The organism is Pseudophaeobacter leonis (assembly GCF_002087335.1).
In the GTDB taxonomy this organism is placed as follows: Bacteria; Pseudomonadota; Alphaproteobacteria; order Rhodobacterales; family Rhodobacteraceae; genus Pseudophaeobacter; species Pseudophaeobacter leonis.
On record NZ_MWVJ01000017.1, the window covers coordinates 1 to 21,076 of the forward strand.

Consider the following 21,076-nt stretch of genomic DNA (forward strand, 5'->3'; position numbering starts at 1 on the left):
CGCTGTTGGGGCGCAATGGCGCGGGAAAGTCCACTTTGCTGGAGATGATCGCGGGCACTCTGCGTCCCGATCACGGCCGGGTTGCGACCGATGGCACCATGTCCTGGCCGGTGGGGCTGGGCGCCTCGTTCCACCGGGATCTGACGGGGGCCGAGAATGTGCGCTTTATCGCCCGGATCTATGGGGTGGAAACCGATGACCTGGTGGCCTTTGTGGCTGACTTTTCCGAATTGGGAAAATTCTACCACATGCCGATGCGCAGCTATTCTTCGGGGATGCGGTCACGACTGACCTTCGGGGCCTCTATGGGGATCCGGTTTGATACCTATCTGGTCGATGAGGTGACCGCCGTGGGGGATAAATCCTTTAAGCGCAAAAGCCGGGAAATCTTTGCCGCCCGGATGCAGCATTCCAGCGCCATTATGGTGAATCACTCGATGTCGCAGGTGCGCAAGTTCTGCGATGCGGGCGTTGTGCTGGAAAACGGCAAGCTGCGGTATTTTGAGGATCTCGAAGAAGCAATTGCTGTTCATGAGGCGATGCTGATCTGAAAGAGGTGGTTTTCTGCCGCACCTGGCCTGCAATTTGACCTGAAAACCGTTGGTTTCTGCCGTTTTGGGAAAGTTGAATTGTACTTTTTCAGAGCCTCCAGTATGCAGCCTAGACTGAGGGCAATTGGTTTCTGCGGGGGAGTTCGGGCATGGCAGGTGATGGGCAGGAGGGCGACTTCACGACGTTGCAATCGCTGATTTGGCCTGAGCTTGGCATCTGTACTGAACATGACCTGTATCTGAAAACCGAAGGCCCGGTCGCGGTTTCTGTCAGTGCGCGGGATCTGCGCCTGATGACCGGCGGAGAGGCCGACTTTTCGACCTGGTTCAATCTGTTCAATCTGGAAAAGTGGCGCCGCGAATGTGACCTGAGCTCTTTGCAGCTGTGCCTGAAAGGCACCGGCGCCTTTGAGCTGTCGATCTTTTTGGCCTCGCGCAGCCAGTCCTGGGATCAGGTGGTCTGTGATTTTGTCACCCTGCCCGAAGACGGCGCGCTGCAGATTGATCTGTCACATCTGCTGCAGGCGCCCTTTGGCGAAGGAGTGCTGTATTTCAAACTGCGGGCCATGGAGGCCGGCCATCTGACGGATGCGCTGTGGCAGACCAAGGATCAGCCCAGGCGGGTGCCTGAGCTGGCGCTGGCGGTCACCACCTTCAAACGCGAGGCCGAGGTTGCGCGCACGGTGGAGCGGTTTGCAAAGTTTCGCGCCAGCTCCTGGATGAAAGATCATGTGCAGATGATCATCACCGACAATGGCCAGTCCGTAGAGCTTGCGCCTCAGGAGGGTGTCAGCCTGGTGCCCAATGAGAACCTGGGCGGGGCAGGTGGCTTTACCCGCGGGCTGCTAGAGGCCCGGGCGCGCGGTGCCAGCCACTGTCTCTGTTCATGGATGATGACGCCTCTATTCACATGGAAAGCCTGGAGCGGACCTGGATGCTGCTGGCCTATGCCACAGACCCCAAGACCGCCATTGCCGGGGCGATGATCAGCGAGCAGCACCGCTGGGCGATCTGGGAAAACGGCGCCCTGTTCCACAGCCGTTGCCAGCCGCTGCATATGGGCACCGATCTGCGCAATCTCTCTGAGATGATCGAGATGGAAAACCAGGCGACGCGGCCGGTTCCTGATACCTTTTATGGCGGCTGGTGGTATTTTGCCTTTCCGCTGGCGCAGGCCGAACATCTGGCCTTTCCCTTCTTTGTACGCGGCGATGATGTGTCTTTCTCGCTGGCCAATGATTTCAACATCCTGACGCTCAATGGTGTGGTCTCCTTTCAGGAAAGCTTTACCGAGAAGGAAAGCCCGCAGACCTGGTATCTGGATTTGCGCAGCCATATGGCGCATCACCTCAGCCTGCCGCAGCTGGACGTGGGGCCGCGCGGCGTGCTGAAAATTGCGCTGTGGTTCTTTTTGCGCAATCTGCCCCGCATGCATTACGACACCTTGGCGGCGATCAACCTGGCCATGGAAGATGTGATGCAGGGGCCGGCGTTTTTTGATGAAAACGCCGATATGGCCAGTCGTCGCGGTGATCTGAAGGCGCTGACCCAGCAAGAGGCCTGGCAGCCGCTGACTCCACAGGTGGCACTGCCTGCAACCCGGAGCAAGCCCCCGAATGCCGCCTATCGGTTCTTGATGAAGCTGAGCCTGAACGGGCTGCTGATCCCGGGGTTTTCGCGTCTGGGCCGCCGGATTACGGTTGAAGCCAAAAACCGGGGCAAGATCGGTATGGTCTGGGGCGCCAGCGAGATCACGATACTGAACGCAGCACAGGACAAATACTATACCGTGCGCCACTCCAAACGGGCGGCCTGGCAGCAGACCCGCCGGCTGCTGCGCAATGCGCGTCAGTTTCTAAAGGCCTATGACGGTCTGGTTCAGGTCTACCGGAACGAGTATCCTCATTACACCAGCGAAACATATTGGCAGGCCAAACTGGGTCTGTCGGGCCCAGCCAAGAGCCAGAAGGAAGCTGCTGAGTGAAAGCCATAAAGCGTTTGATCCGCCAAGTCGGCGGATCGGAGGGGGCGCGCGTATCAACAGGCAGTGCGCGCTCAAATACATCTGTTTCTCGTCAGCGTGCCTCAGGGGATCCCCTGAAGGTGATCCTGTTTATTGGGCATCACAAGGTGGGATCAACCTCGCTGCAGGACTATCTGGCCCGCAATGCGGCCGCTCTGTCCCGGGCCGGTATTCTCTATCCTTTTGTGGACTTTGAGGGCGCGGCCTGCATGGCAGCCGCGGCGGCGGGTCACCCGCTGCCCGAGGGGTCTTTGCCGATCAATATCCGTGAGCCACATAACGCGCTGGCCTTCCGGATGCTGGCGGAGCACAAGAACGGCTCGGTGCCCGGCTATCACAAACGCCTGCCGGCCCTGTCGCAGATGCTGCATGCCATCAGACAGCAGGTGCTGTATTCTGACCCGCATACGGTGATCCTTGCGGCCGAGGTCTTTGCCAATTTCAACGCCAAAGCACCGGAATTGATAGCGCAGCTGCGGGATCAGTTTGAGGGGGCCGAGTTCACCGTGGTGGCAACCCTGCGCCGGATCGATGAATATCTCGCGTCCTGGCACGGCCAGCGGCTGAAGTTCGGCCACAAGGTGGCCCCCCTGCGCGGCAAGGGCGTCGCCCTTTATACCGATGGCATCCATTTTGATTACCGGCTGATGATCGAAGGCTGGCTCAAGGCGATGCCCGAGGCGCGGATCATTCTGCGCGATTATGCCGAGGTGCGGGCTGCGGGGGGCTCTGTGGTTGATTTCATCAGCCAGACCGGGCTGCAACTGCCCGCCGGTCTGGCGCCTGAGCGGCGCGAGAATGACTCGTTCCATCGTGGTGTCTATGAGCTGGCCCGCCGGGGCAACGGGGCCATGGTTGACCGCAAGGCGGGGCTGCTGCGCCAGCAGCTGCGCAAGCTGACGCCACAACTGGAGCTGCCACCAAGCCATGATATCGAGCTGTTTGGCGCCGATGTCCGTGCGCACATGGTTGAGCGTTTCCGGCCGGTGGATCAATACCTGGGAGAGGTCATGGGGCGCAGTAGCTTCTTTACGGATCTTGATGCCGCCCTGGAGCCGCTGGAGTGGGATGAGATGGAGGTCTACGCACAGCTTTTGTCAAAGCTGAAGACCCTGCCTGCGTTTGAAGATGACAAAGTGGCGAAATTCGTGGCGCGGCTTCAGGCTGAATAAATTTGGGCCGAATAAATTTGGAGGGAACATTTTATGATTAAAGAGCTGATTGTACATTTGGGAGACACCAAAACGGGGTCCACCTCTATTCAAAAGGCGCTGGTCAACGGGGCCTATGATGTGCCGGGCAAAGAGATACTTTACCCCACGGGGAACCATCATATCGCCCTCGCCAAGACGCTGACGCAAGAGCGGCGTTTCAAGCAGCGCGAGGCTCGGTTTAAGCGGGTCGGCCAGGCCTTGCGCGACAGTGATGCCGACTACGGCATCATCTCGGCGGAGCATTTCCAGTTTGTTGATCCCGAAGTCTTTGCCGAATCGCTGAAGAAATACTGGCCGGCCTGCAGGACCGGATGCGTCTTGTGGCCTATGTGCGACCCCATCCTGACAAGCTGCTGTCGTCTTTTTCCGAACGGGTGAAGCTGGGCAATGCCATGGGGTCTTTTGCCAATTTCGTAGATCTGATGTCGGAAAATCAGGGCATCGACTATTTGCCGCGTTTCCTCAAATGGCGTGAGGTTTTTGGCGATCGCTTCACCCTGCGCCCCTTTGTCCGCTCAGAGCTGCATCAGCAGGATGCGGTGAGCGATTTCTTCCAGTTTGTCTTGGGGCATGACAATTTTTCGATTGTCGATGGTCTCGTGGCGAATACCTCGTTGACGGTGCCGCAGCTGGCCCTGCTGCGAGAGGTTCATAAGACCTTTCGCGACAAGGTGAAGGCCAAGGGTAAGAAGAAAACACCGGTGATCAACGAGGCCTGCAGTGCTTTGGGACGAACCACAAGCGAGCGGATCCGGGAAAGCGGCCTGGGACAGGGTGGGGCGAAATTCCAGATCCCTGCACGGCTGGCTGATCAAATTCGAGACCGCTATGCCGCAGATGCAGCGGCACTGGATGCAGAGTTCTTTAGCGGCACGCCTATGGCCTCTGCCCTGGAAGCGATCGATACCAAGACCACCACAAAGCGGCAAAGCCTGAAGGCTGCCGAGTATTTCCCAGAAGAAACCCTGGTGAGCTTCCGGCTCTTTTCCAGCATTCTGACGGATATGCTCTTGGAACATCCTGCCAACTTTACAAAACTGGCCGCGCGCAGCCGGACCATGCTGGCAGCTGAGAAGGTAAAAACAAAACAGGATGCGTAAGGCACTCCTGACAGAAGACGAATGCCGGGGCCTTGGACCTGACGGCGACGAAGGGGAGACAGGCAGATGACGGCAGGAAAACTTTTGATGGTGGGGGCAGGCCTTTCGGGGGCTGTGATTGGACGCCATCTCGCCGAGGCGGGCTATGACATCACCGTTCTGGATACACGCAACCATGTTGGCGGCAATTGCCATACCGAGCGCGATGCGGAGACCGGCGTCAATGTCCATATTTACGGCCCGCATATCTTTCACACCGATGACAAAGAGGTCTGGGACTACGTTAATTCCTACGAGACCTTTTTGCCCTATAAAAACCGGGTAAAGACCACCAGCTGTGATCCCGAAGGTAAACGTCAGGTCTTTTCCCTGCCGGTCAACCTGCACACCATCAACCAGTTCTTTGGCCGCACCATGCGCCCCGAAGAGGCGCGGGATTTCATCACCAATGAGCAGGCCGATACCAGCATTGCGGAGCCGCAGACCTTTGAAGAGCAGGCGATGCGCTTTGTTGGCCGCGACCTCTATGAGGCCTTCTTCAAGGGCTACACCATCAAACAGTGGGGGGTGCAGCCCTCGGAGCTGCCCGCCTCGATCCTGAAGCGTCTGCCGGTGCGCTTCAACTATGACGACAACTACTTCTTTCACCAATTTCAGGGCATGCCGGAAAACGGCTATACCGCGATGATCGAAAAAATTCCTCGACCACCCTGGTATAACGGTCAAGTTAGAGACTGCTTTTGACCGCAGCATGGCCGCCGCGTATGATCATGTGTTCTATTCCGGGCCGCTGGATGGCTATTTCGACTTTGAGCTGGGCCGCCTGGGCTACCGCACCCTCGATTTCGAACGCTTCACCCATGACGGCGACTATCAGGGCTGTGCGGTGATGAACTATGGCGAGGAAAGCGTGCCCTATACCCGTATCACCGAGCACAAGCATTTCAGCCCCTGGGAAAGGCACGAGGGATCTGTCTGCTACCGGGAATTCTCGCGGGCGGCGGAACCCGACGATATCCCCTATTACCCGGTGCGTCAGGTCAAGGAAAAGGCGCTGTTGTCAGAATATGTGACGCTGGCCGAACAGGCCGAGGGCGTGACCTTTGTCGGGCGTCTTGGCACCTATCGCTATCTCGACATGGATGTGACCATCCGCGAAGCCCTGGACACGGCCCGCGGGTTTCTGGATGCCGCCGAGGCAGGGACACCAGCCCCGGCATTTTTTGTGGCCCCGTTGTAACTCCCGCCCGTATGAGGCCTGCCAGACGCAGCTGTTAAAGCGACCTGCCGGGTGCAGGGTAAATAGACTTCCGGAGATGCCGGAAAATGACAAAAGAGACGCTTTTCATGGCCAAGACCCCCTCCCGCTCTGATACCCGCTATGCTGTGGTTGTGCTGGGCATGCATCGTTCCGGCACCTCGGCTCTGGCCGGGGTTCTGGCCAGATTGGGCTGCGATCTGCCGACCCAGATGATGCCGGCCAATGAGTTCAATCCAAAAGGGTTCTATGAATCCATTCTGGCCTATAATCTCAACGACGCCATTCTGACCTCGGGTGGGTCGGGCTGGGATGACTGGCAGGCGTTCAACCCGGACTGGATCCGCGCGCCGCAGGCGGCGGGCTTTCTTGCGCAGGGCGTTGAGGTGCTGGCCGAAGAATACGGCAGCTCTTCGCTGTTTGTCCTGAAGGATCCGCGCATCTGCCGCCTGATGCCATTTTGGACGCAGCTGTTTCAGACCTGCGCGGTGCAGCCGCTCTATGTGAACACCCATCGCAGCCCGGTTGAGGTGGCGCGCTCGTTGCAAAAGCGCGAGGGCTGGCCGCTGAATGCCGGCCTGTTGTTGTGGCTGCGCCATGTGCTGGAGGCCGAGGCAGGCTCGCGCGGCAGCCCGCGCTGTTTCACCAGCTATGACCGGCTGCTGGACAACTGGGGCGCCGTGGTCGAGACGATCCAGCGCGAAACCGGGATTGCCTTTCCGCGCACGCCCGGCAGCAGCGAGGTCGAGGTTGAGGCCTTTCTGAGCAACAGCCTGCGTCACAGCAGCGAAGCGGTCGACAGCCTGAGCGACAACCCGGTGATCGCAAAATGGGTGGGCGCCACCTATGAGATCCTGGAACGGTTGGGCAGCGCAGGGCGAAGAGGCGGCGGATTATGGGGCTTTGTCCGCGATCCGCGCTGATTTTGATAGCCTGACGCCGATCTTTGGGCCGCAGATGCAGGCGCTGCGGCTGCAACAGGCCGAAACAGCGCAGGCCCTTGTCGAGATCGGCAATCAGCGCAGCGAAGAGCACCGCCACGCGGATGAGGCCTATACTGCGCTGCTGGCCGAGCAGCAGCAGTTGCAGCAGCGCTTTGAGGAGAGTGATCAGGCGCGCAAAACACTGGAAACGACGCTGGTTGCGCGCGATCAAGAGGTTGAAACCCTGCGGGCAGAATGCGCCCAGCTGAAGATCTCAGCGCGCCTTATGCGAGCCCGGCTGCAGGCCGATTTCGAGAGCGATCTGGCCAATGTTCTGGTCACGCAGCGGCGCAATGCCGATGCGCGCGTCACGCAACAGCAGGAAATCCGCAGGCTGCAGGTGGCTGTGGAGCAGGCCCGCGCTCTGGAACGCCACCGCGCCGAAGAGGGGCAACGCCTGACCGAGGACCGGGATCGCAGCACCGCCGAGCGGGAAGATCTGGCCCGGCAGCTGGCCGCCTATCGCAGCAGCACCTCCTGGAAGATCACCGCGCCACTGCGTCTGGTGGTCCGGGCCCTGCGGTGGCGCAGATGACCGCAGAGCTCGAAACAGACCTCGAAGCGCTGTTCCGTCCCGACTGGTATGTTGCCGCCACCCCAGAGGCCGCAACATTTCCAGAGGGCGCTCTGGCGCATTACAGCCTGTTTGGCTGGCGCGAGGGGCGCAGCCCGCATCCGCTGTTTGATACCGCGTTTTACCTGACCAAGGCGCCGGAATGCCTGCAGGACAATATCGAACCTCTCAGCCATTATCTCAGCCGGGGCTGGCGCCAGATGCTCAGCCCGCATCCGCTGTTCGACCCGGCCTGGTATCTCTGTGAAAACCGCGATGTGCTGGAGGCAGAGCAGGACCCCTGGCTGCACTATCTGCAGCAGGGCTGGCGCCAGGGACGCAGCCTGCATCCGCTGTTTGATACCAAGTGGTATCTGGCCCTGTATGAGGATGTGGCCGAGGCCGGTGTGGAACCGCTCAGCCATTATCTGCGCAAGGGCTGGCTGGAAGGACGCAGCCCGCATCCGCTGTTTGGCGGCCCCTGGTATCAGGAGGCTTACGGGCTTGAGGAAGGGATCAACCCCTGGCTTGACTATATCCAGACCGGTTGGCGGGCCGGGCGCAGCCCGCATCCGCGCTTTGACGCTGATTGGTATCTGACCAAATATCTTGATCCGCTGGCCGGTTTTGAACCCCTGCAGCACTATCTGAGCAGCGGCTGGCGCGAAGGCCTGCTGCCGCATCCGGATGCACAGCTCCCGGCGCGTGCAGCCCAGAGTGCGGTCCAGGGTGAAAAGGCGCCGCTCTATCTGGAACTGACCCGGGGGCTGGCAAATCTCAACAGCGGAGCGCAGAGCAAGGCGGCGCTGCGGGATGAGGGCCGTCGCGGGCGGCTTTTGCTGGTCACCCATGATACCCAGCTTGGCGGCGCGCAGACCGTCTTGCGGCTGTTTGCCGATTGGGTGACGGCACGCACCCGGTTCTCGGTGGGGATCGTCGCCATCAGTGGTGGCCATTTCCGGCCTGAGTTCGAGGCGATCGCGCCGGTCTTTGTGCTGTCGGATCATGCCGAGGCGGACCGGGCTGCGGCGCTGGCGGACTGGGCGGGCGCGGATGTGCAGGCGGTCTTTGTCAACTCGATCGTCAGTGGCAGCTTTTACAAATACTGGCCGGTTGAGACGCCCAGCGTCGCCTTCATTCACGACTGCCCCAGATCCTGGAGCGCTACCCGGATGAGGTGGCGCTGGTGCGGCAGCATACCGATCACGTGATCTGTGGCGGACCCGGCGTTTATGCGGCTCTAAGTGAGGGGTTTGGCTTCGATATAGCATCTGACCTCGGCCTATAGTATATCGAAGCCCGGCCTTTGGACGAAAGCGATGCTGACCGTGCGGAGCGTCGCGCGGCGGCGCGGGCGGCTTTGGGCGTGCCGGATGCGCGTATTCTGGTGATGGGCTGTGGCGTGCTGCATTGGCGCAAATCGCCGGATAAATTCATCGAGACGGCGGCGGCTGTGCTGTCCTCGGGGCTGGATGCTGAATTCGTCTGGCTGGGCGGCGGCCCTGACGAGGCGGCCTGTCTGGAACAGGCACGCGCGGCGGGGATTTCCGACCGGGTGCGCTTTACCGGCTATGAGGCCGATGTGGCGGGCAAACTGGCGGGGGCAGATATCTTTCTGCTCAGCTCGCAAGAGGATCCTTTTCCGCTGGTGGCGCTGTACGGCGCCCAGGCGGGTGCTCCATTGGTCTGTTTTCAGGACGCCGGCGGGATTGCCGATTTTGTCCAGCAGGGCCGTGGTGTCGCGGTGCCCTTCATGGATATTGCCGCCATGGCCGCGGCAGTAGAGCGTTACGGTCGCGACGCCGAGCTGCGCCGGGATGTGGGCGCGCGGGGCGGCGATCAGGTGGCGCGCAGCCATACCATTGATGCGGTGGCGCCGATGCTGTTGCACCATCTGCGCCGGGTGGCGGGGCTGGTGCCCGAGGTCAGCGTGGTGCTGCCGAACTATAATTACGAGGACTATCTGCCGCAGCGTCTGGATAGTATCCTCGCGCAGCAGTTTCAGGATTTTGAACTGATCCTGCTGGATGATGCCTCAACCGATGGCTCTGCGGCGCTGCTGGAGTCTTATGCTGCGCTGCGCGCCGGCACGCAGCTGGCGCTGAACACAGAGAATTCGGGCTCTCCCTTTGCCCAGTGGCTGCGTGGCATTGGCGATGGCGCAGGCTGATATCATCTGGCTGGCCGAGGCGGATGACTGGTGCGAGCCCAATCTGCTGACCACGCTGGTGCCGCGCTTTGACGACCGCAATCTGCGCCTGGCCTCCTGCTTGTCGGTCCGGTGCGTGCGGATGGCAGCGTGATTGGCGACTACGCCGAGCTCTATCTGGACCGGATCAACCCGGGCCGCTGGAATGGTGATTTTACCGCAACCGATCACGAAGAGGCCAATGCAGGCCTGGGGATTGCCAATACCATCCCCAATGCAAGCGCTGTGCTGATGCGGCGCTTTGATCCTGACCCGGCATTTGTCGAGACGGTGACGGCGATGCGCCTGTGTGGCGACTCGTATTTCTACGTCCGGGCGATGAAAGGCGGGCTGGTTGGATTTTCTGCCGCGCCGCTGAATTATCATCGCCGCCACGACAGTACCGTGACGCACCAGCTGGAAGGCTCGCAGCGCTATTTTGATGAGCTGGCGCATATCCGCAGCTATGTGGGCGAGACCTATGTGCAGGACCGCGAGGCCCAGGCCCAGGTCGCCCAGTTCCTGCAACAGGATATCACGCGCTTTCAGATCGAAGACCCGGCAGCACTGCCGCAGCCCGCAGTGCCGCATAAGCTGTTGCCGAGTATTGCGGTGATTGCGCCGGATCTGTCACCGGGCGGCGGGCAGATCTTTGCCCTCTCGCTGGCCAATGAATGGAAGCGCCGCGGCGGGCGCGTGGTGCTGATCAATGCAGGCTCGCAGCCGACCCATCCGGCGGTGCTGCGCAAGCTGAACTCTGAGGTGGCGCTCAATCACGCGCAGGACGCGGGCTTTGATCTGGCCGAAATCGTCAGCCGTTACGGGATTGATCTGATCCACTCCAATATCTGGTGGGCGGATGTTCTGGTTGACAGCTACCGCGACAGGTTGCCCGCCGATCTGCCCTGGGTGATCACCATGCATGGCTGCCATGAGACGCTGCTGACCCATCCCGGCATTGACCGGGCCTTTCCGGAACGGCTGGCGCGGATGCGCGCGCGGGTGGATGCCTGGGTTTATCTGGCGGAAAAGAACATCGGTGTCTTTGAGCGCTTTGCGCGCCCCGAGCGATTGCTGCGCATCCCCAATGGCATGGCGGCGGAACCGATTGAGCAGGTGCTGGACCGGGCCGCACTGGGGCTGCGCGCTGAGGCGCTGCTGCTTTGTCTGGCGGCGCGCGCCATTCCGTCCAAGGGCTGGCATGAGGCCGTCGCTGCGGTTGAGATCCTGAACGCTGAGGGCCATGCGGTGGACCTGGTCCTCTGTGGCGAAGGCCCCGCCGCCGAAGCCATCCGTGCCGAGATCATTCACACAGGGGCCCCGGCGCATGTGCATCTGACCGGCCAGATCTCGAATGTGCAGGACTATTTTGCCATCTCGGATGTCGGCATCCTGCCGAGCTATTTCATCGGGGAGAGCCTGCCGCTGTCGCTGCTGGAGATGATCGCCAAGGGGCTGCCGCTGGTGGCCACTGAGGTGGGCGAAATCCCCACGATCATCGGGGAAGGCGAGGCGGCGGCCGGCATTTTGGTGCCGCTTATTGGCGATGCAGAAAACCCGGCGCTGGATATGGAGGCATTTCTGGCGGCGCTGCGGCGCATGCTGGACCCTGACCTGCGGGCGCAAATGGCCACCAATGCGCAGCGCCGTTTTGAGGCCGAATACCGCCTGGACCGCATGGTTGACAGCTATGCGCAGCTCTATGATGAGGTCGCCGCCGCGCGCGCGCGTGCGGCTGAGGCGCATAATCAGGAGGTGCCGGCATGAAGCTCGTGCTGCACATCGGGACGGAAAAAACCGGCACCACGCTTTTGCAGGACTGGCTCTATGCCAACAAGACAGCCCTGTCAGCCCAGGGCGTTTTGCTCAGCGCGGTGATGGGACAGACCAACAACCGCAAGATCGTCTCATATTTTCAGACCTCTTTTGACGACTTTACCCGGCGGAATAACATCCACAGCCAGGCTGAAAAAGCAGCGTATTTTGAGGGTTTTGAGGCCGAGGTCCGGGCGGAAATCAAAGCGGGGGCCGCAGAGCATCATACCATGGTGATCACCTCGGAGCATTTCCACAGCCGCTTGTGTAATCGCAAGGAAATACAGGCTTTGGCGGCTTTTTTGAAAGAGCAATTTTCCGAAGTGAAGGTGCTGTGCTATTTACGCGAGCAGGAGAGCATGCGGGAAAGTCTTTATTCGACCGGGCTCAAGGTGTCCGAAGGCAGGCCGCTGGAATTGTTTCATGCGGATGCCGGAGCACAGAGCTATTACTATAACTTCCTGCAGATCGCGACGCGGTGGAGCGAGGCCTTTGGCCAGGAGAACATGGATCTCCGCATATATGACCGGGCGCGGTTTTGTGAGCAGGATATTCGCAAGGATTTTCTGGCGGCTTTGCCGGAGACGGTGGATCAGGCAAAGCTCAGTTTTGAGCGCAGCTCTGCCAATGAAAGCCTGAGCCTGTTGCAGGGGCGTATGTTGCAGGTGATCAATCGCAACATCCCCTTTGAGGAACACAAAAGCCGGCGTGAACCCGGCCAATGGGTTTTTCAAAGGGCTGGTCGCGCGGTGTAAGGGGCTGTCACACGGGCAGATACGGGATCGCGACAGCCTCGCCTTTTCCAAACGCTTTGCCGCGAGTAACAGAGAATTTCTGGAGCGGTTTATGCCCGGGAAAAAGGGTTTGCCGATGTGGTTCAACCCAGTGTGGTTCAGCCCAGTTTGGCTCAATCCAGTGTGGTTCAACCCAGTGCGCTGAAAAACGAAAACCTGCCTCTTGAGGTGGTGGCCGATGTGGTCGAAGAGATCACGGATGTCTTTACCACGGCTGTGGGGACCCGGATCCTGCTGGATGAGGATGCCGTTGTGTTGCGTGATCTGGCCCTGAAATATGACAGCGGCGCGGCGCTGGAACGACATGAGGCGCTGGCCCTGATGCGGCTGGCTCAACGGGTGCGGCCCTGGGGGCCGGTGATCACGCAAAAGATCAGAGACTGGGAGAGCTCTGACAGCTAGGATTTTTCGGGTGGTTTCACCGCACAGAGAGCCCGCAGGTTATGCGTTTTCCAGTTTGGTCAGGCGTTGGTCGAGATTGACCAGAAGGCCCGAAAAAATATCAATGACGCTGGCAGCATCAAAGCTCACCTCGCGCAGGTCAATGAAATCCTCCGGCTGCCATTGCGATTGATAGAGATTGTCGCATTTTGCAAAATCCCGAAAGAATTTTTCATTCCCCTCGCGAAAGTAGCTGCTGATCCTGGCGGCGACTTCAGGCGGCAAAATAGCATGCTGAGCATGGATATTGCTGCGCCCCGCCGCATGGCTGCTCTCGACCAGCATGTCTGAGAACTGCATGCGGGGCTGATGTTTGTTCACCTCGATCATCAGCCGGATTTCCTGCGGGCTGGGGCTGAGGTTGATACGGCTGTCGAGGGGCAGCTCTTCGGCCGGGATACTGGCGCCAGCCATGTCCAGAAACAGTCCCATCAGCCCGGCGGAATGGGTTTTTGACAGCTCATAGGGTTTGACCAGCAAAGTGGCTTGTGGGGCCATCGCCGTCAGGGCCTGAAGTAGGCATTATAGCCCATCATCGGTGATTTGCTGCCGTCCCAATCGGCAAAATACTCATCCGGGAACTGGGTCAGCATGTGCCGCTTGACCTGCTGGATATAGGTCGAGCCCAGCGCATTGAGCTGCTCGCGGACAAAAAAGACCAGCTGTACCTCGCCCAGATCGGCCAGCGCTGCGCAAAGTTCGCCCAGCAGCGGGCGGGGGGTGGCGGAAAAGAACTCGCTGGACCGGATGACGTGGTGTTCCGTCCCGGCAATCAGCCGGTGAAATTTTTCGGTGAGCTCCGCGCGCCGTGGCGCCAGGCTCGCCGGGTGCTCCGGGGGGAGGTAGGCGCGGGCGAGGCCGGCGCCGTTGCCCGAGGTGATACGTCCCTCTTTGGCTTGTTTGAAATCACCGGTCTGCAGGTAGTCATAGCCATGTTTCAGAAGGGTATCATGGCTTTGGGCCAGCTGCACCTGCAGCGCCGAAGATCCGGTTTTGGGCATGCCGCAGTGAATGATGATTTTTTTCATTATATCCGCCGTCCCTTGGAGCGGGGCCTTGTCTGTACCGTTTGCGCTGGCGCTCAAAACAGGCCCTGTTGTGCTGCTTGTTGCACCAATACAAGGTTGTCGCAAGCCTTGTGGCCGGGATTCTGGCAGGGCTTCAGCTATCAATAGACTTTGTGGGGCGGCAGGGGTAAATGCTGGAAAGTACGCGTAATATGTGGGCAAGCAGGTCTGCTGTATACAGCAATCAGTGGCGCGACTGAGAGGGGTATAAGGGTGAGAGTTCTTGTCATAGGCGGATGCGGGTTTATTGGCTCTCATGTGGTGGACTGCCTGCGGCAGGCTGGCGTTGAGGTGCGGGTGCTGGATCGCCGCCCCGAAGCCTTTCGTGCGCCTTTGCCCGGTGTGGACTATGTGCTGGGGGATTTTGCCGATACCGCGCAGGTGTTTGAGGCGCTGGCGGGCATGGATGCGGTGGTGCATCTGGCCAGTACCACGGTGCCTGCCACCTCGAACCTGGATCCCGTCGCCGATATCTCGGGCAATCTGATCCCGCTGGTGCGGCTGCTTGGGGTTATGCGCTCGGCCGGGGTGCGCAGGATGATCTACCTGTCGTCCGGCGGCACCGTCCATGGCGTGCCACAAACGGATCCGGTGTCTGAAAGCCATCCGCTCAACCCGATCAGCTCTTATGGGATCGTCAAGATCGCCATTGAGAACTACCTCTTCATGGAGCAGGCGCTGCATGGGCTGCAGCCGGTGGTGCTGCGGGCCTCCAATCCCTATGGCCCCCGTCAGGGGCATACCGGCATTCAGGGGCTGATCGGCACCCACCTGTGGCGGCTGGCCCGTAAAGAACAGATCGAGGTCTGGGGCGATGGCAGTGTGGTGCGTGACTTTCTGCATGTCAAAGACCTAGCGGCCCTGTGCCTGCGGGCGCTGCAGGCGGATATCACCGGGATTTTCAATGCCGGCAGCGGCGAGGGCGCGTCGGTGGCCGAGGTGGTTGATAAAATCTGCGCCACCGTGGGCGGCGATGTGACGCCGCTTTATAAACCGGGGCGCAATTTTGATGTGCCGCGGGTGGTGCTGGATGTCACCAAGGCCGAGGCCGAGCTGGGCTGGCAGCGGCAAATTCCTTTGGATGTGGGTCTTGCCGAGACCTGGGCCTGGGTGCAGGCCCAGACACAGGTTTAGGCTCAGAACGAGGCAGGGCTTTGCCCGTTCCTGAAATGAGGCCGCAAACCGAGGCCCCGAACAAGACGGAACCTGAGAATGCGGCAATCGCTGGACACGCTGTTTCACCATCACTTCGATGTCGAATTTTATCTGTCCCAGGTCGATATCGCACTGGTGGGCGGACTGTCAGATGGCCTGGCGGACGGGCTGGTGGACGGGCAGGCGCCCGCGGCGCATTTCTTGGCGCAGGGCGGGCGGCTGGGCCTGTCTCCCTGCCGCTGGTTTGACCCGCTTGGCTATGTCGCCGCCAATCCGCAGGTGCAGGCGGCCGGGCTGAACCCGTTCTTGCACTTTCTCGAGTTTGGCATCGAGGCAGAGCTGCGCCCAATGCCGTTCTTTCGCGATCAGGCCTGGAGCAATCCGGACCTGCAGCGGTTTGGCCGACGGGAATACGGCCCGGTGAAACATATCCTGAAATTCGCCGAAAAAGATCAGGAGAGAGGCCTGGAAAATAGGGGCGCAAACACAGATCAGGATAGGGTCCTGGCTGTGCATGTGCATCTGTTCTACCCCGATATGATCGACACCATGGTGCAGCTGCTGGCGCGGCTGCCCCGCGCCTTTGATCTGCTGGTCTCGGTGCAGGACGGCGTGGATGAGCTTTGGGTGCACAAGGTCTTTGCCACCGGACTGCCGCTTGCGCGCGCAGTGACGGAGCGCCCTGGCCCCAACCGGGGCCGCGATGTGGCCTCCTGGCTGGTGAATTTTCAGGCCGAGATCCAGGCGGCGGATCTGTTCCTGCATCTGCACAGCAAAAAATCGGGTCATGACTCACAGCACCGGGACTGGTTCCAGTTCCTTGGCCACAGCCTGCTGGGGTCCGAGGCGGTGGCAGCTCAGATGCTGGACCTGCTGGAGCAGGACCCCGGGCTGGGCATGGTGGCGCCGGGATACTGGCCGCAGCTGCGCCGCGCGCCGAACTACGGCAAGGTCAGGGATCTGGTCGAGAACCTCTGCCTGCGGATGGGCACCACCGCGCCGCCGCCGATCTGTCCCGACTTTCCGGCTGGCTCGTTCTTTTGCTGCAGGGCCTCTCTGCTGGCACCGCTGTTTGATCTCGGCCTGGGCTTTGAAGATTTCCCCGCTGAGGAAGGCCAGATCTGTGGCACCCTGGCCCATGCGATCGAGCGCGTTCGGGGGCTGCTGCCGGAGCTGGCCCAGACCCGGTTTGACATGCTGGCGGTGGATCTGCCTTATGAGCAGGCCTGTCAGATACCCCCTGGAATAGAGCCTGTTTTGCAAGCTGCGCCGCCCGCCTCGCGTGGCCGGGTCTCTGTGGTGGTGACGCTGCCAACCTGGCAGGCGGGGCTGGAGGACCGGCTGGCGTGTCTGTTGGCGCAAAGCCATCGCCCATATGAGATCCTGCTGGTGGATCCGGGGCGCTCTGATCTTGCGCTGCGCCAGATCACCCAGCGCTTTGCCGATGAGATTGCAGCCGGGTATTTACGCCTGATGGCGGTGGCTGCGGGCGAGGCGGCTGCGGGGCGCAATCTGGCGCTTGACCATTCGCGCGGGGATATCATCTGTTATTTTGATTGCACGAGCTTCTGGCGCCCTGACTATCTGGCGCAGCTCGCTGCCGCCTATGAGCGCGTGCCCGCAGCCCAAAGCATCTATAGTGGCCTGGTCCGTTATGTCCGTCCTGTTCGTGCTGGCGCGGGAGGGGGCGAAACACATCTGGAAACACATATGACCGGCCCCTGTTATGACCGCGCCGCGCTGGTGGCGGCAGATATCTTGGACCTGTCGGTCTTTACCCATCGCCGCGCGCTGAGCGAGGATCGGGGCCTGCGCTTTGATACGGCATTGGGAGATCTCGCCAGCTGGGATTTCATCCTGCGGGCCACGGCAAGGCAGGCGCCGTATTATCTGGAGTATACCGGTGTCGCAAAGCGGGCTTTGCCGGATGCAACAGAGGCGGGTCCAGAGGGAGAGGGGGGGGAGGCGGCGCTGCCGCAGCAGCGGCGGGCGCTGCAGGTGAAGCACCGCAATGAGCGGCTGTACTGGCAGCAGGACAGCTTTCAGGTCGCGCTTAAGGTGCCAGCGCCCAAGCCGGAATTCAAACACCGCTGGGGCGATCTGCATCTGGCCAACAGCCTGGCGCGCGCACTTGAGCGGCTGGGCTGTCGCACCCGGGTGGATATCCTGCCCGACTGGTACCATGACCATCCCGAAGATGACGTGGCGCTGGTGCTGCGCGGCACCACTCCTTATGCGCCGCGCCCTGAGCACATCAATCTGATGTGGCACATCAGCCACCCCAGCCGGGTCAGCCTTGAGGAAATGGCCGGGTTTGACCATGTCTTTACCGCCTCCTACCCCTATGCCGAGCCGGTGATTGCCCGGTTTGGCCCGCAGGCCTCGAATATGCTGCAATGTGCTGACCCGCATGTGTTTCATGATCAGGTCGACCTGCAGGGCGTGCCGCGGCATGATCTGCTGTTTGTCGGCAATTCGCGCAAAACCGCGCGCTGGATGCCGGCGGCTTGCGTTGCGCGCGACCTGCCCATCGCCATTTATGGCGCCGAATGGGAGGGGCTGATCCCCAAGCGCTATGTGCTGGGAACCCATGTGCCCAACAACAGGCTGGCCGCCTATTACCGCGCCTCAAAGATCGTGCTGAATGACCATTGGGCGGATATGGCCCGCGAAGGCTTTGTGTCGAACCGGATCATGGATGCAGGTCTGGCCGGGGCGCTGGTGGTCTCTGACCGTTTTGCGGGCGAGGAGGTCTTTATGGGCAATGTCGTCACCTGTGACAGCCCGCAGGAGGTAGAAGAGGCGGTGCGCCATTATCTGCATCATGACGCCGAGCGGCAGCACAAGGCGCGCAATCTGCAGCAGCTGGTACAGCTGCACCACACGGTGGACCACCGGGCCCGGCAGGTGCTGCAAACCATTCAGGCTCTGGCGCGGGACCGGATGCGCCAGCTGCGCTGACGGTCCCGTAAAAACTCCCGGAAAAGTGTCACCCGCCTGCCTGCACCGGCCTCAGGCAGCTCTTGAAGTCCAAAAGAAAACTCGTCTAAACATCCCCCTATAGTTTAGCATTGAACCCCTCGGAGATCCTGGTCTCCGGCAGTTGTCAGAGGCCCCATGGAACATAATGTCGATTTTGGCGCAGAAGCGCAGGCGAACCACGCTCTGGCGGTGCTGCGGGCCCTTGAGGTCGAGACCGTCGTGGCGCCGGACGACCGCTTTGCGCCGGGGATTTTCCTGTCGGTGGGACCTGCCAGTGATACCAAGATCAAGCTGACCAGCCGCCCCGGTGAGCTGATGACGCTGGATCTTACGACCAAGCGGCCGGGACAGTGGCTGTCGCTGAACATCGCTTTGGGGGAGTTCGACCAGAGCCACCGCGATATTCTGGGCCTCGTGTGCAAGACCCGGGCCGAAGATACCGTCACCCTGCGCGCCTGCCTGCGCAGCGGTGTCGAGGGCGGCTTTGTTGATGCCTTCTTTGGCAAACGGGTGGTGTCTTATAACGCCACCAGCACCCATGCGGATCTGATCAAGCTGGAAGAGCGCGACGATATTCCGCCTCAGGCCCCCTGGCGGGAGCTGGTGCTGTTTTTCCCACCGGATTTGCGCCAGTTGCAGCTCATTGATCTTCGTCTCTTTGGGGTATGACCCTTTCCATCATTATTCCGGTTTACAATGACCCCGAGGGGCTGACCCGGCTGTTGCGGCAGCTGCAGGATATGGCTGTGTTTTATCAGATCATTGTCTCGGATGATGCCAGTCGTGATGCCAGTGATCAGGCCAGTGATCAGGCCAGCGATGTTGCCAGTGACGTTACCTGCCCCCCTGCCGATCTTGGCTTTGACGAGGCGGCCATGGGCGTGACCTATCTGCTCAGCCCTGAGCAGCGCGGCGCCGGGCATGCACGCAATCAGGCGCTGGCAGAGGTGACCAGCGACCATGTGATATTCTTTGACTCGGATGATCTGCTGAGCCCGGATTTCCCCAGTCTGGTCCAGAGCCTGTCTCAAAGCATGGACAACATGGCTTTTGATTTCTGCATTTTCGGGCATATCGACAGCCGAAGCCGCGCCGTTGGGGGCGTGCCGGGGCCGATGGTGTCGGATCAGCTCCTCTGGGACGCACTGGTTGCTGGCCAGGTTGCTGGCCAGGCTGGCGATCTGGCTGGCGATCTTGACAGCCCCCGCCAGTTGGACCCCGCAGAGGTGGCAACGCTGGCCATGGTGGCGGCCTATCCCTGGAACAAGATCTACCGCACCGAGTTTCTGCGCGAACACAACATCCGCTGCACCGAAATTCTGGTGCACAACGATATCGAGCTGCATTGGAGCAGTTTCCTCAGGGCCGAGCGCGTCTTTGCCACCACGCAACTGGGCTGCGAGCATTTTGTCGCCGAAGATGGCACCCGGCTGACCAATCGGCGGGGGCGCGAACGGCTGCATGTCTTTGAGGCGCTGACACCGCTGCATGGAATTCTGCACCAGACCGGAAATGAAGTGTTGTTTCTGCTGCCGCTGGTGCGCTTTTATATCCGCCTGTTCGACTGGATCCTGCAGCGGCTCGATGTGCAGTACCGCGAGAGCTTTCATCAGAAGGCCAGCCAGTTTCTGCTGGCGCAGCACAGCCCGGCCACGATCAGATTTGTCGCGGCGCAGGATCCGGATCTTGCGCGCCAGATCAATGCCCATATACGGCGGGGGTGGTGATGCAGTTTTCCTTTATCGTGACCAGCTACAATATCGAAGACTACATCGGCAGCTGTCTCGACAGTCTGCGGCCCTGCCTGCAGCCCGGCGACCAGCTGATCCTGGTCGATGATGGCTCCACTGATCACACCGCCGATGACATCACCAACTGGCTGCAGCGCACCGCGCCACTGGAAGGGGTTGAGGTCTGCCCGGTCTTTCTGGGCGCCAATACCGAGGGCGGCGTTGGCATCCCGGCCAATATCGGCCTGCAGGAGGTGCGCCGCGCGGCGGTGTTTTTTGTCGATGGTGATGACTGGCTCAACGCCGAAGGGTTTCGCGCCGCGCGCAGGCGGTTTGAGCGCGGCGATTGTGATCTGCTGATCGCCAACTATAGTCTCTATGATGAGGCCTCTGAGCAGGCCAGTGAGCAGGCCAGCGCTCAGGCCAGTGCTCAAGTCAGCGCGCCGGCAGACCAGCCTTTGTGGCGCGAGGCCAGCCGTGCCCGGACCCCTGAGGCGCGCCGCGATCTGGCGCTGCGGATGATCGGAGTGCCCTGGCGCAAGATCTATCGCGCCAGCTTTTTGCAAGACCATGCCATTCGCTTTCCGGAGGGGCCGTTTTTCTACGAGGACAACCCGTTTCACTGGCGTGTCTGCCTTGCGGCTGAGAATATCGTTTTTGTTGATCGGGGGCTGTGTTTTCACCGGGTCAATCGGGTGGGCCAGACCATGGCGGCGCAGGGGGCCGAGCTGGAGGGCTTTTTCAGCCACTATGAGGCGATTATTGCTGCGCTGCCGAATGCGGGCAAACGGGGCAGACACCCTCGTCATTTCCGGGCCGCAGCACTGCGCTGGCTGTTGGAGAACATGGCCTGGCATGTGGAGCGTCTGCGGCCGCAGGCCTATTGGTCCTATGCCTGTCGCGCCGAAGAAACCCTGTCTGTGATCCCTGAGGCGGACTGGCAAGAGCTGCGGCACTGCCCGGTGGCACAGCGCAGCTGGGCCATGGCCCGGGCGCTTGCCAGGGGGGATGTCGCGGCAGTGGTTGCGGACTGGCGCGGCCAGGAAACCCTGCGCCGCCTTGAGGCCGTGACCCTGCGGCTGGATCAGGTGGAACACAATGCCAGTCGCCGCGTGGAGGATCTGCAGGCGGTGCGGCACTGGGCGGAGGCCGAGCGGGAGATCGCCGCCTTTGAGGCTTTGGCCGCGCTGCAGGCCGCGCGGCAGAAATAAGGCTCTAAACC

At 60.9% G+C, this 21,076-nt stretch carries 21 protein-coding genes and 1 pseudogene; 20 read left to right on the forward strand and 2 right to left on the reverse strand.

Annotation, left to right across the window (positions count from 1 at the left end):
• From B4968_RS05915 to B4968_RS05980, 15 genes and pseudogenes are all read left to right on the forward strand, one after another.
• A partial coding sequence (locus B4968_RS05915) for an ABC transporter ATP-binding protein (protein ID WP_139792600.1) occupies positions 1 to 551 on the forward strand: 551 nt, incomplete at its 5' end.
• 149 nt (positions 552 to 700) lie between these two features.
• Complete coding sequence (locus B4968_RS05920) at positions 701 to 1,537, forward strand: hypothetical protein (RefSeq protein WP_083097444.1); 837 nt, start codon at positions 701 to 703, stop codon at positions 1,535 to 1,537.
• Positions 1,438 to 2,535, forward strand: a complete 1,098-nt coding sequence (locus tag B4968_RS05925; protein WP_139792602.1) for a hypothetical protein — start codon at positions 1,438 to 1,440, stop codon at positions 2,533 to 2,535. Before B4968_RS05920 ends, B4968_RS05925 begins: the two co-directional genes overlap by 100 nt.
• A gap of 119 nt (positions 2,536 to 2,654) precedes the next feature.
• The gene (locus tag B4968_RS05930; RefSeq protein ID WP_139792604.1) at positions 2,655 to 3,746 is read left to right on the forward strand and encodes a hypothetical protein; all 1,092 of its coding nucleotides are present in this window, start codon (positions 2,655 to 2,657) and stop codon (positions 3,744 to 3,746) included.
• A gap of 33 nt (positions 3,747 to 3,779) precedes the next feature.
• A complete protein-coding gene (locus B4968_RS05935; RefSeq protein WP_083097450.1) occupies positions 3,780 to 4,166 on the forward strand; it encodes a hypothetical protein in 387 nt (128 codons plus the stop codon).
• Positions 4,100 to 4,888 (forward strand): hypothetical protein, encoded by a 789-nt coding sequence (locus B4968_RS05940; protein ID WP_139792606.1) that lies wholly within the window; start codon positions 4,100 to 4,102, stop codon positions 4,886 to 4,888. The genes B4968_RS05935 and B4968_RS05940 overlap by 67 nt, the downstream gene beginning before the upstream one ends.
• Before the next feature lie 66 nt (positions 4,889 to 4,954).
• A pseudogene (glf, locus tag B4968_RS05945) lies at positions 4,955 to 6,128 on the forward strand (UDP-galactopyranose mutase).
• A gap of 86 nt (positions 6,129 to 6,214) precedes the next feature.
• Positions 6,215 to 7,069, forward strand: a complete 855-nt coding sequence (locus tag B4968_RS05950; protein WP_083097454.1) for a sulfotransferase family protein — start codon at positions 6,215 to 6,217, stop codon at positions 7,067 to 7,069.
• Positions 7,050 to 7,664, forward strand: coding sequence for a hypothetical protein (locus B4968_RS05955; RefSeq protein ID WP_083097456.1), 615 nt, complete (start codon positions 7,050 to 7,052; stop codon positions 7,662 to 7,664). Before B4968_RS05950 ends, B4968_RS05955 begins: the two co-directional genes overlap by 20 nt.
• The gene (locus B4968_RS05960; RefSeq protein ID WP_083097458.1) at positions 7,661 to 8,893 is read left to right on the forward strand and encodes a hypothetical protein; all 1,233 of its coding nucleotides are present in this window, start codon (positions 7,661 to 7,663) and stop codon (positions 8,891 to 8,893) included. Before B4968_RS05955 ends, B4968_RS05960 begins: the two co-directional genes overlap by 4 nt.
• 95 nt (positions 8,894 to 8,988) lie before the next feature.
• Positions 8,989 to 9,852 carry a glycosyltransferase gene (locus B4968_RS05965; protein ID WP_083097460.1) on the forward strand — a complete coding sequence of 288 codons (864 nt, stop codon included), beginning with the start codon at positions 8,989 to 8,991 and terminating at the stop codon, positions 9,850 to 9,852.
• A complete protein-coding gene (locus B4968_RS22970) occupies positions 9,839 to 9,985 on the forward strand; it encodes a glycosyltransferase family 2 protein (protein ID WP_139792608.1) in 147 nt (48 codons plus the stop codon). The genes B4968_RS05965 and B4968_RS22970 overlap by 14 nt, the downstream gene beginning before the upstream one ends.
• Positions 9,982 to 11,637, forward strand: coding sequence for a glycosyltransferase family 4 protein (locus B4968_RS05970; RefSeq protein ID WP_083097462.1), 1,656 nt, complete (start codon positions 9,982 to 9,984; stop codon positions 11,635 to 11,637). Before B4968_RS22970 ends, B4968_RS05970 begins: the two co-directional genes overlap by 4 nt.
• Positions 11,634 to 12,440 (forward strand): hypothetical protein, encoded by an 807-nt coding sequence (locus B4968_RS05975; protein WP_083097464.1) that lies wholly within the window; start codon positions 11,634 to 11,636, stop codon positions 12,438 to 12,440. The genes B4968_RS05970 and B4968_RS05975 overlap by 4 nt, the downstream gene beginning before the upstream one ends.
• Positions 12,441 to 12,602: 162 nt before the next feature.
• A complete protein-coding gene (locus tag B4968_RS05980) occupies positions 12,603 to 12,881 on the forward strand; it encodes a hypothetical protein (RefSeq protein WP_139792610.1) in 279 nt (92 codons plus the stop codon).
• A gap of 39 nt (positions 12,882 to 12,920) precedes the next feature.
• On the opposite strand, the gene B4968_RS05985 is transcribed toward B4968_RS05980, so the two are convergent.
• A complete protein-coding gene (locus tag B4968_RS05985; RefSeq protein WP_083097468.1) occupies positions 12,921 to 13,418 on the reverse strand; it encodes a hypothetical protein in 498 nt (165 codons plus the stop codon).
• Between the two features lie 5 nt (positions 13,419 to 13,423).
• Positions 13,424 to 13,948 (reverse strand): hypothetical protein, encoded by a 525-nt coding sequence (locus tag B4968_RS05990; RefSeq protein ID WP_083097470.1) that lies wholly within the window; start codon positions 13,946 to 13,948, stop codon positions 13,424 to 13,426.
• Positions 13,949 to 14,200: 252 nt separating this feature from the next.
• Between B4968_RS05990 and B4968_RS05995 the strand changes: the two genes are divergently transcribed.
• From B4968_RS05995 to B4968_RS06015, 5 genes are all read left to right on the forward strand, one after another.
• Entirely contained in the window at positions 14,201 to 15,121 is a 921-nt protein-coding gene (locus B4968_RS05995; protein ID WP_083097471.1) for an NAD-dependent epimerase/dehydratase family protein, read from the forward strand.
• Positions 15,122 to 15,199: 78 nt separating this feature from the next.
• Positions 15,200 to 18,103 (forward strand): rhamnan synthesis F family protein, encoded by a 2,904-nt coding sequence (locus tag B4968_RS06000; protein WP_083097473.1) that lies wholly within the window; start codon positions 15,200 to 15,202, stop codon positions 18,101 to 18,103.
• 156 nt (positions 18,104 to 18,259) lie between these two features.
• The gene (locus B4968_RS06005) at positions 18,260 to 18,793 is read left to right on the forward strand and encodes a hypothetical protein (RefSeq protein ID WP_083097475.1); all 534 of its coding nucleotides are present in this window, start codon (positions 18,260 to 18,262) and stop codon (positions 18,791 to 18,793) included.
• The gene (locus B4968_RS06010) at positions 18,790 to 19,851 is read left to right on the forward strand and encodes a glycosyltransferase family 2 protein (protein ID WP_083097477.1); all 1,062 of its coding nucleotides are present in this window, start codon (positions 18,790 to 18,792) and stop codon (positions 19,849 to 19,851) included. Before B4968_RS06005 ends, B4968_RS06010 begins: the two co-directional genes overlap by 4 nt.
• Positions 19,851 to 21,065 carry a glycosyltransferase family 2 protein gene (locus B4968_RS06015; RefSeq protein ID WP_083097479.1) on the forward strand — a complete coding sequence of 405 codons (1,215 nt, stop codon included), beginning with the start codon at positions 19,851 to 19,853 and terminating at the stop codon, positions 21,063 to 21,065. The genes B4968_RS06010 and B4968_RS06015 overlap by 1 nt, the downstream gene beginning before the upstream one ends.
• Positions 21,066 to 21,076 lie beyond the last annotated feature (11 nt).

Bases quoted from the DNA above. Each gene is read 5' to 3' on its own strand.
- B4968_RS05920 (WP_083097444.1), top strand. From the start codon at position 701: ATGGCAGGTGATGGGCAGGAGGGCGACTTCACGACGTTGCAATCGCTG.
- B4968_RS05925 (WP_139792602.1), top strand. From the start codon at position 1,438: ATGGATGATGACGCCTCTATTCACATGGAAAGCCTGGAGCGGACCTGG.
- B4968_RS05935 (WP_083097450.1), top strand. From the start codon at position 3,780: ATGATTAAAGAGCTGATTGTACATTTGGGAGACACCAAAACGGGGTCC.
- B4968_RS05940 (WP_139792606.1), top strand. From the start codon at position 4,100: ATGCGTCTTGTGGCCTATGTGCGACCCCATCCTGACAAGCTGCTGTCG.
- B4968_RS05950 (WP_083097454.1), top strand. From the start codon at position 6,215: ATGACAAAAGAGACGCTTTTCATGGCCAAGACCCCCTCCCGCTCTGAT.
- B4968_RS05960 (WP_083097458.1), top strand. From the start codon at position 7,661: ATGACCGCAGAGCTCGAAACAGACCTCGAAGCGCTGTTCCGTCCCGAC.
- B4968_RS22970 (WP_139792608.1), top strand. From the start codon at position 9,839: ATGGCGCAGGCTGATATCATCTGGCTGGCCGAGGCGGATGACTGGTGC.
- B4968_RS05975 (WP_083097464.1), top strand. From the start codon at position 11,634: ATGAAGCTCGTGCTGCACATCGGGACGGAAAAAACCGGCACCACGCTT.
- B4968_RS05985 (WP_083097468.1), bottom strand. From the start codon at position 13,418: ATGGCCCCACAAGCCACTTTGCTGGTCAAACCCTATGAGCTGTCAAAA.
- B4968_RS05990 (WP_083097470.1), bottom strand. From the start codon at position 13,948: ATGAAAAAAATCATCATTCACTGCGGCATGCCCAAAACCGGATCTTCG.
- B4968_RS06000 (WP_083097473.1), top strand. From the start codon at position 15,200: ATGCGGCAATCGCTGGACACGCTGTTTCACCATCACTTCGATGTCGAA.
- B4968_RS06005 (WP_083097475.1), top strand. From the start codon at position 18,260: ATGGAACATAATGTCGATTTTGGCGCAGAAGCGCAGGCGAACCACGCT.
- B4968_RS06010 (WP_083097477.1), top strand. From the start codon at position 18,790: ATGACCCTTTCCATCATTATTCCGGTTTACAATGACCCCGAGGGGCTG.
- B4968_RS06015 (WP_083097479.1), top strand. From the start codon at position 19,851: ATGCAGTTTTCCTTTATCGTGACCAGCTACAATATCGAAGACTACATC.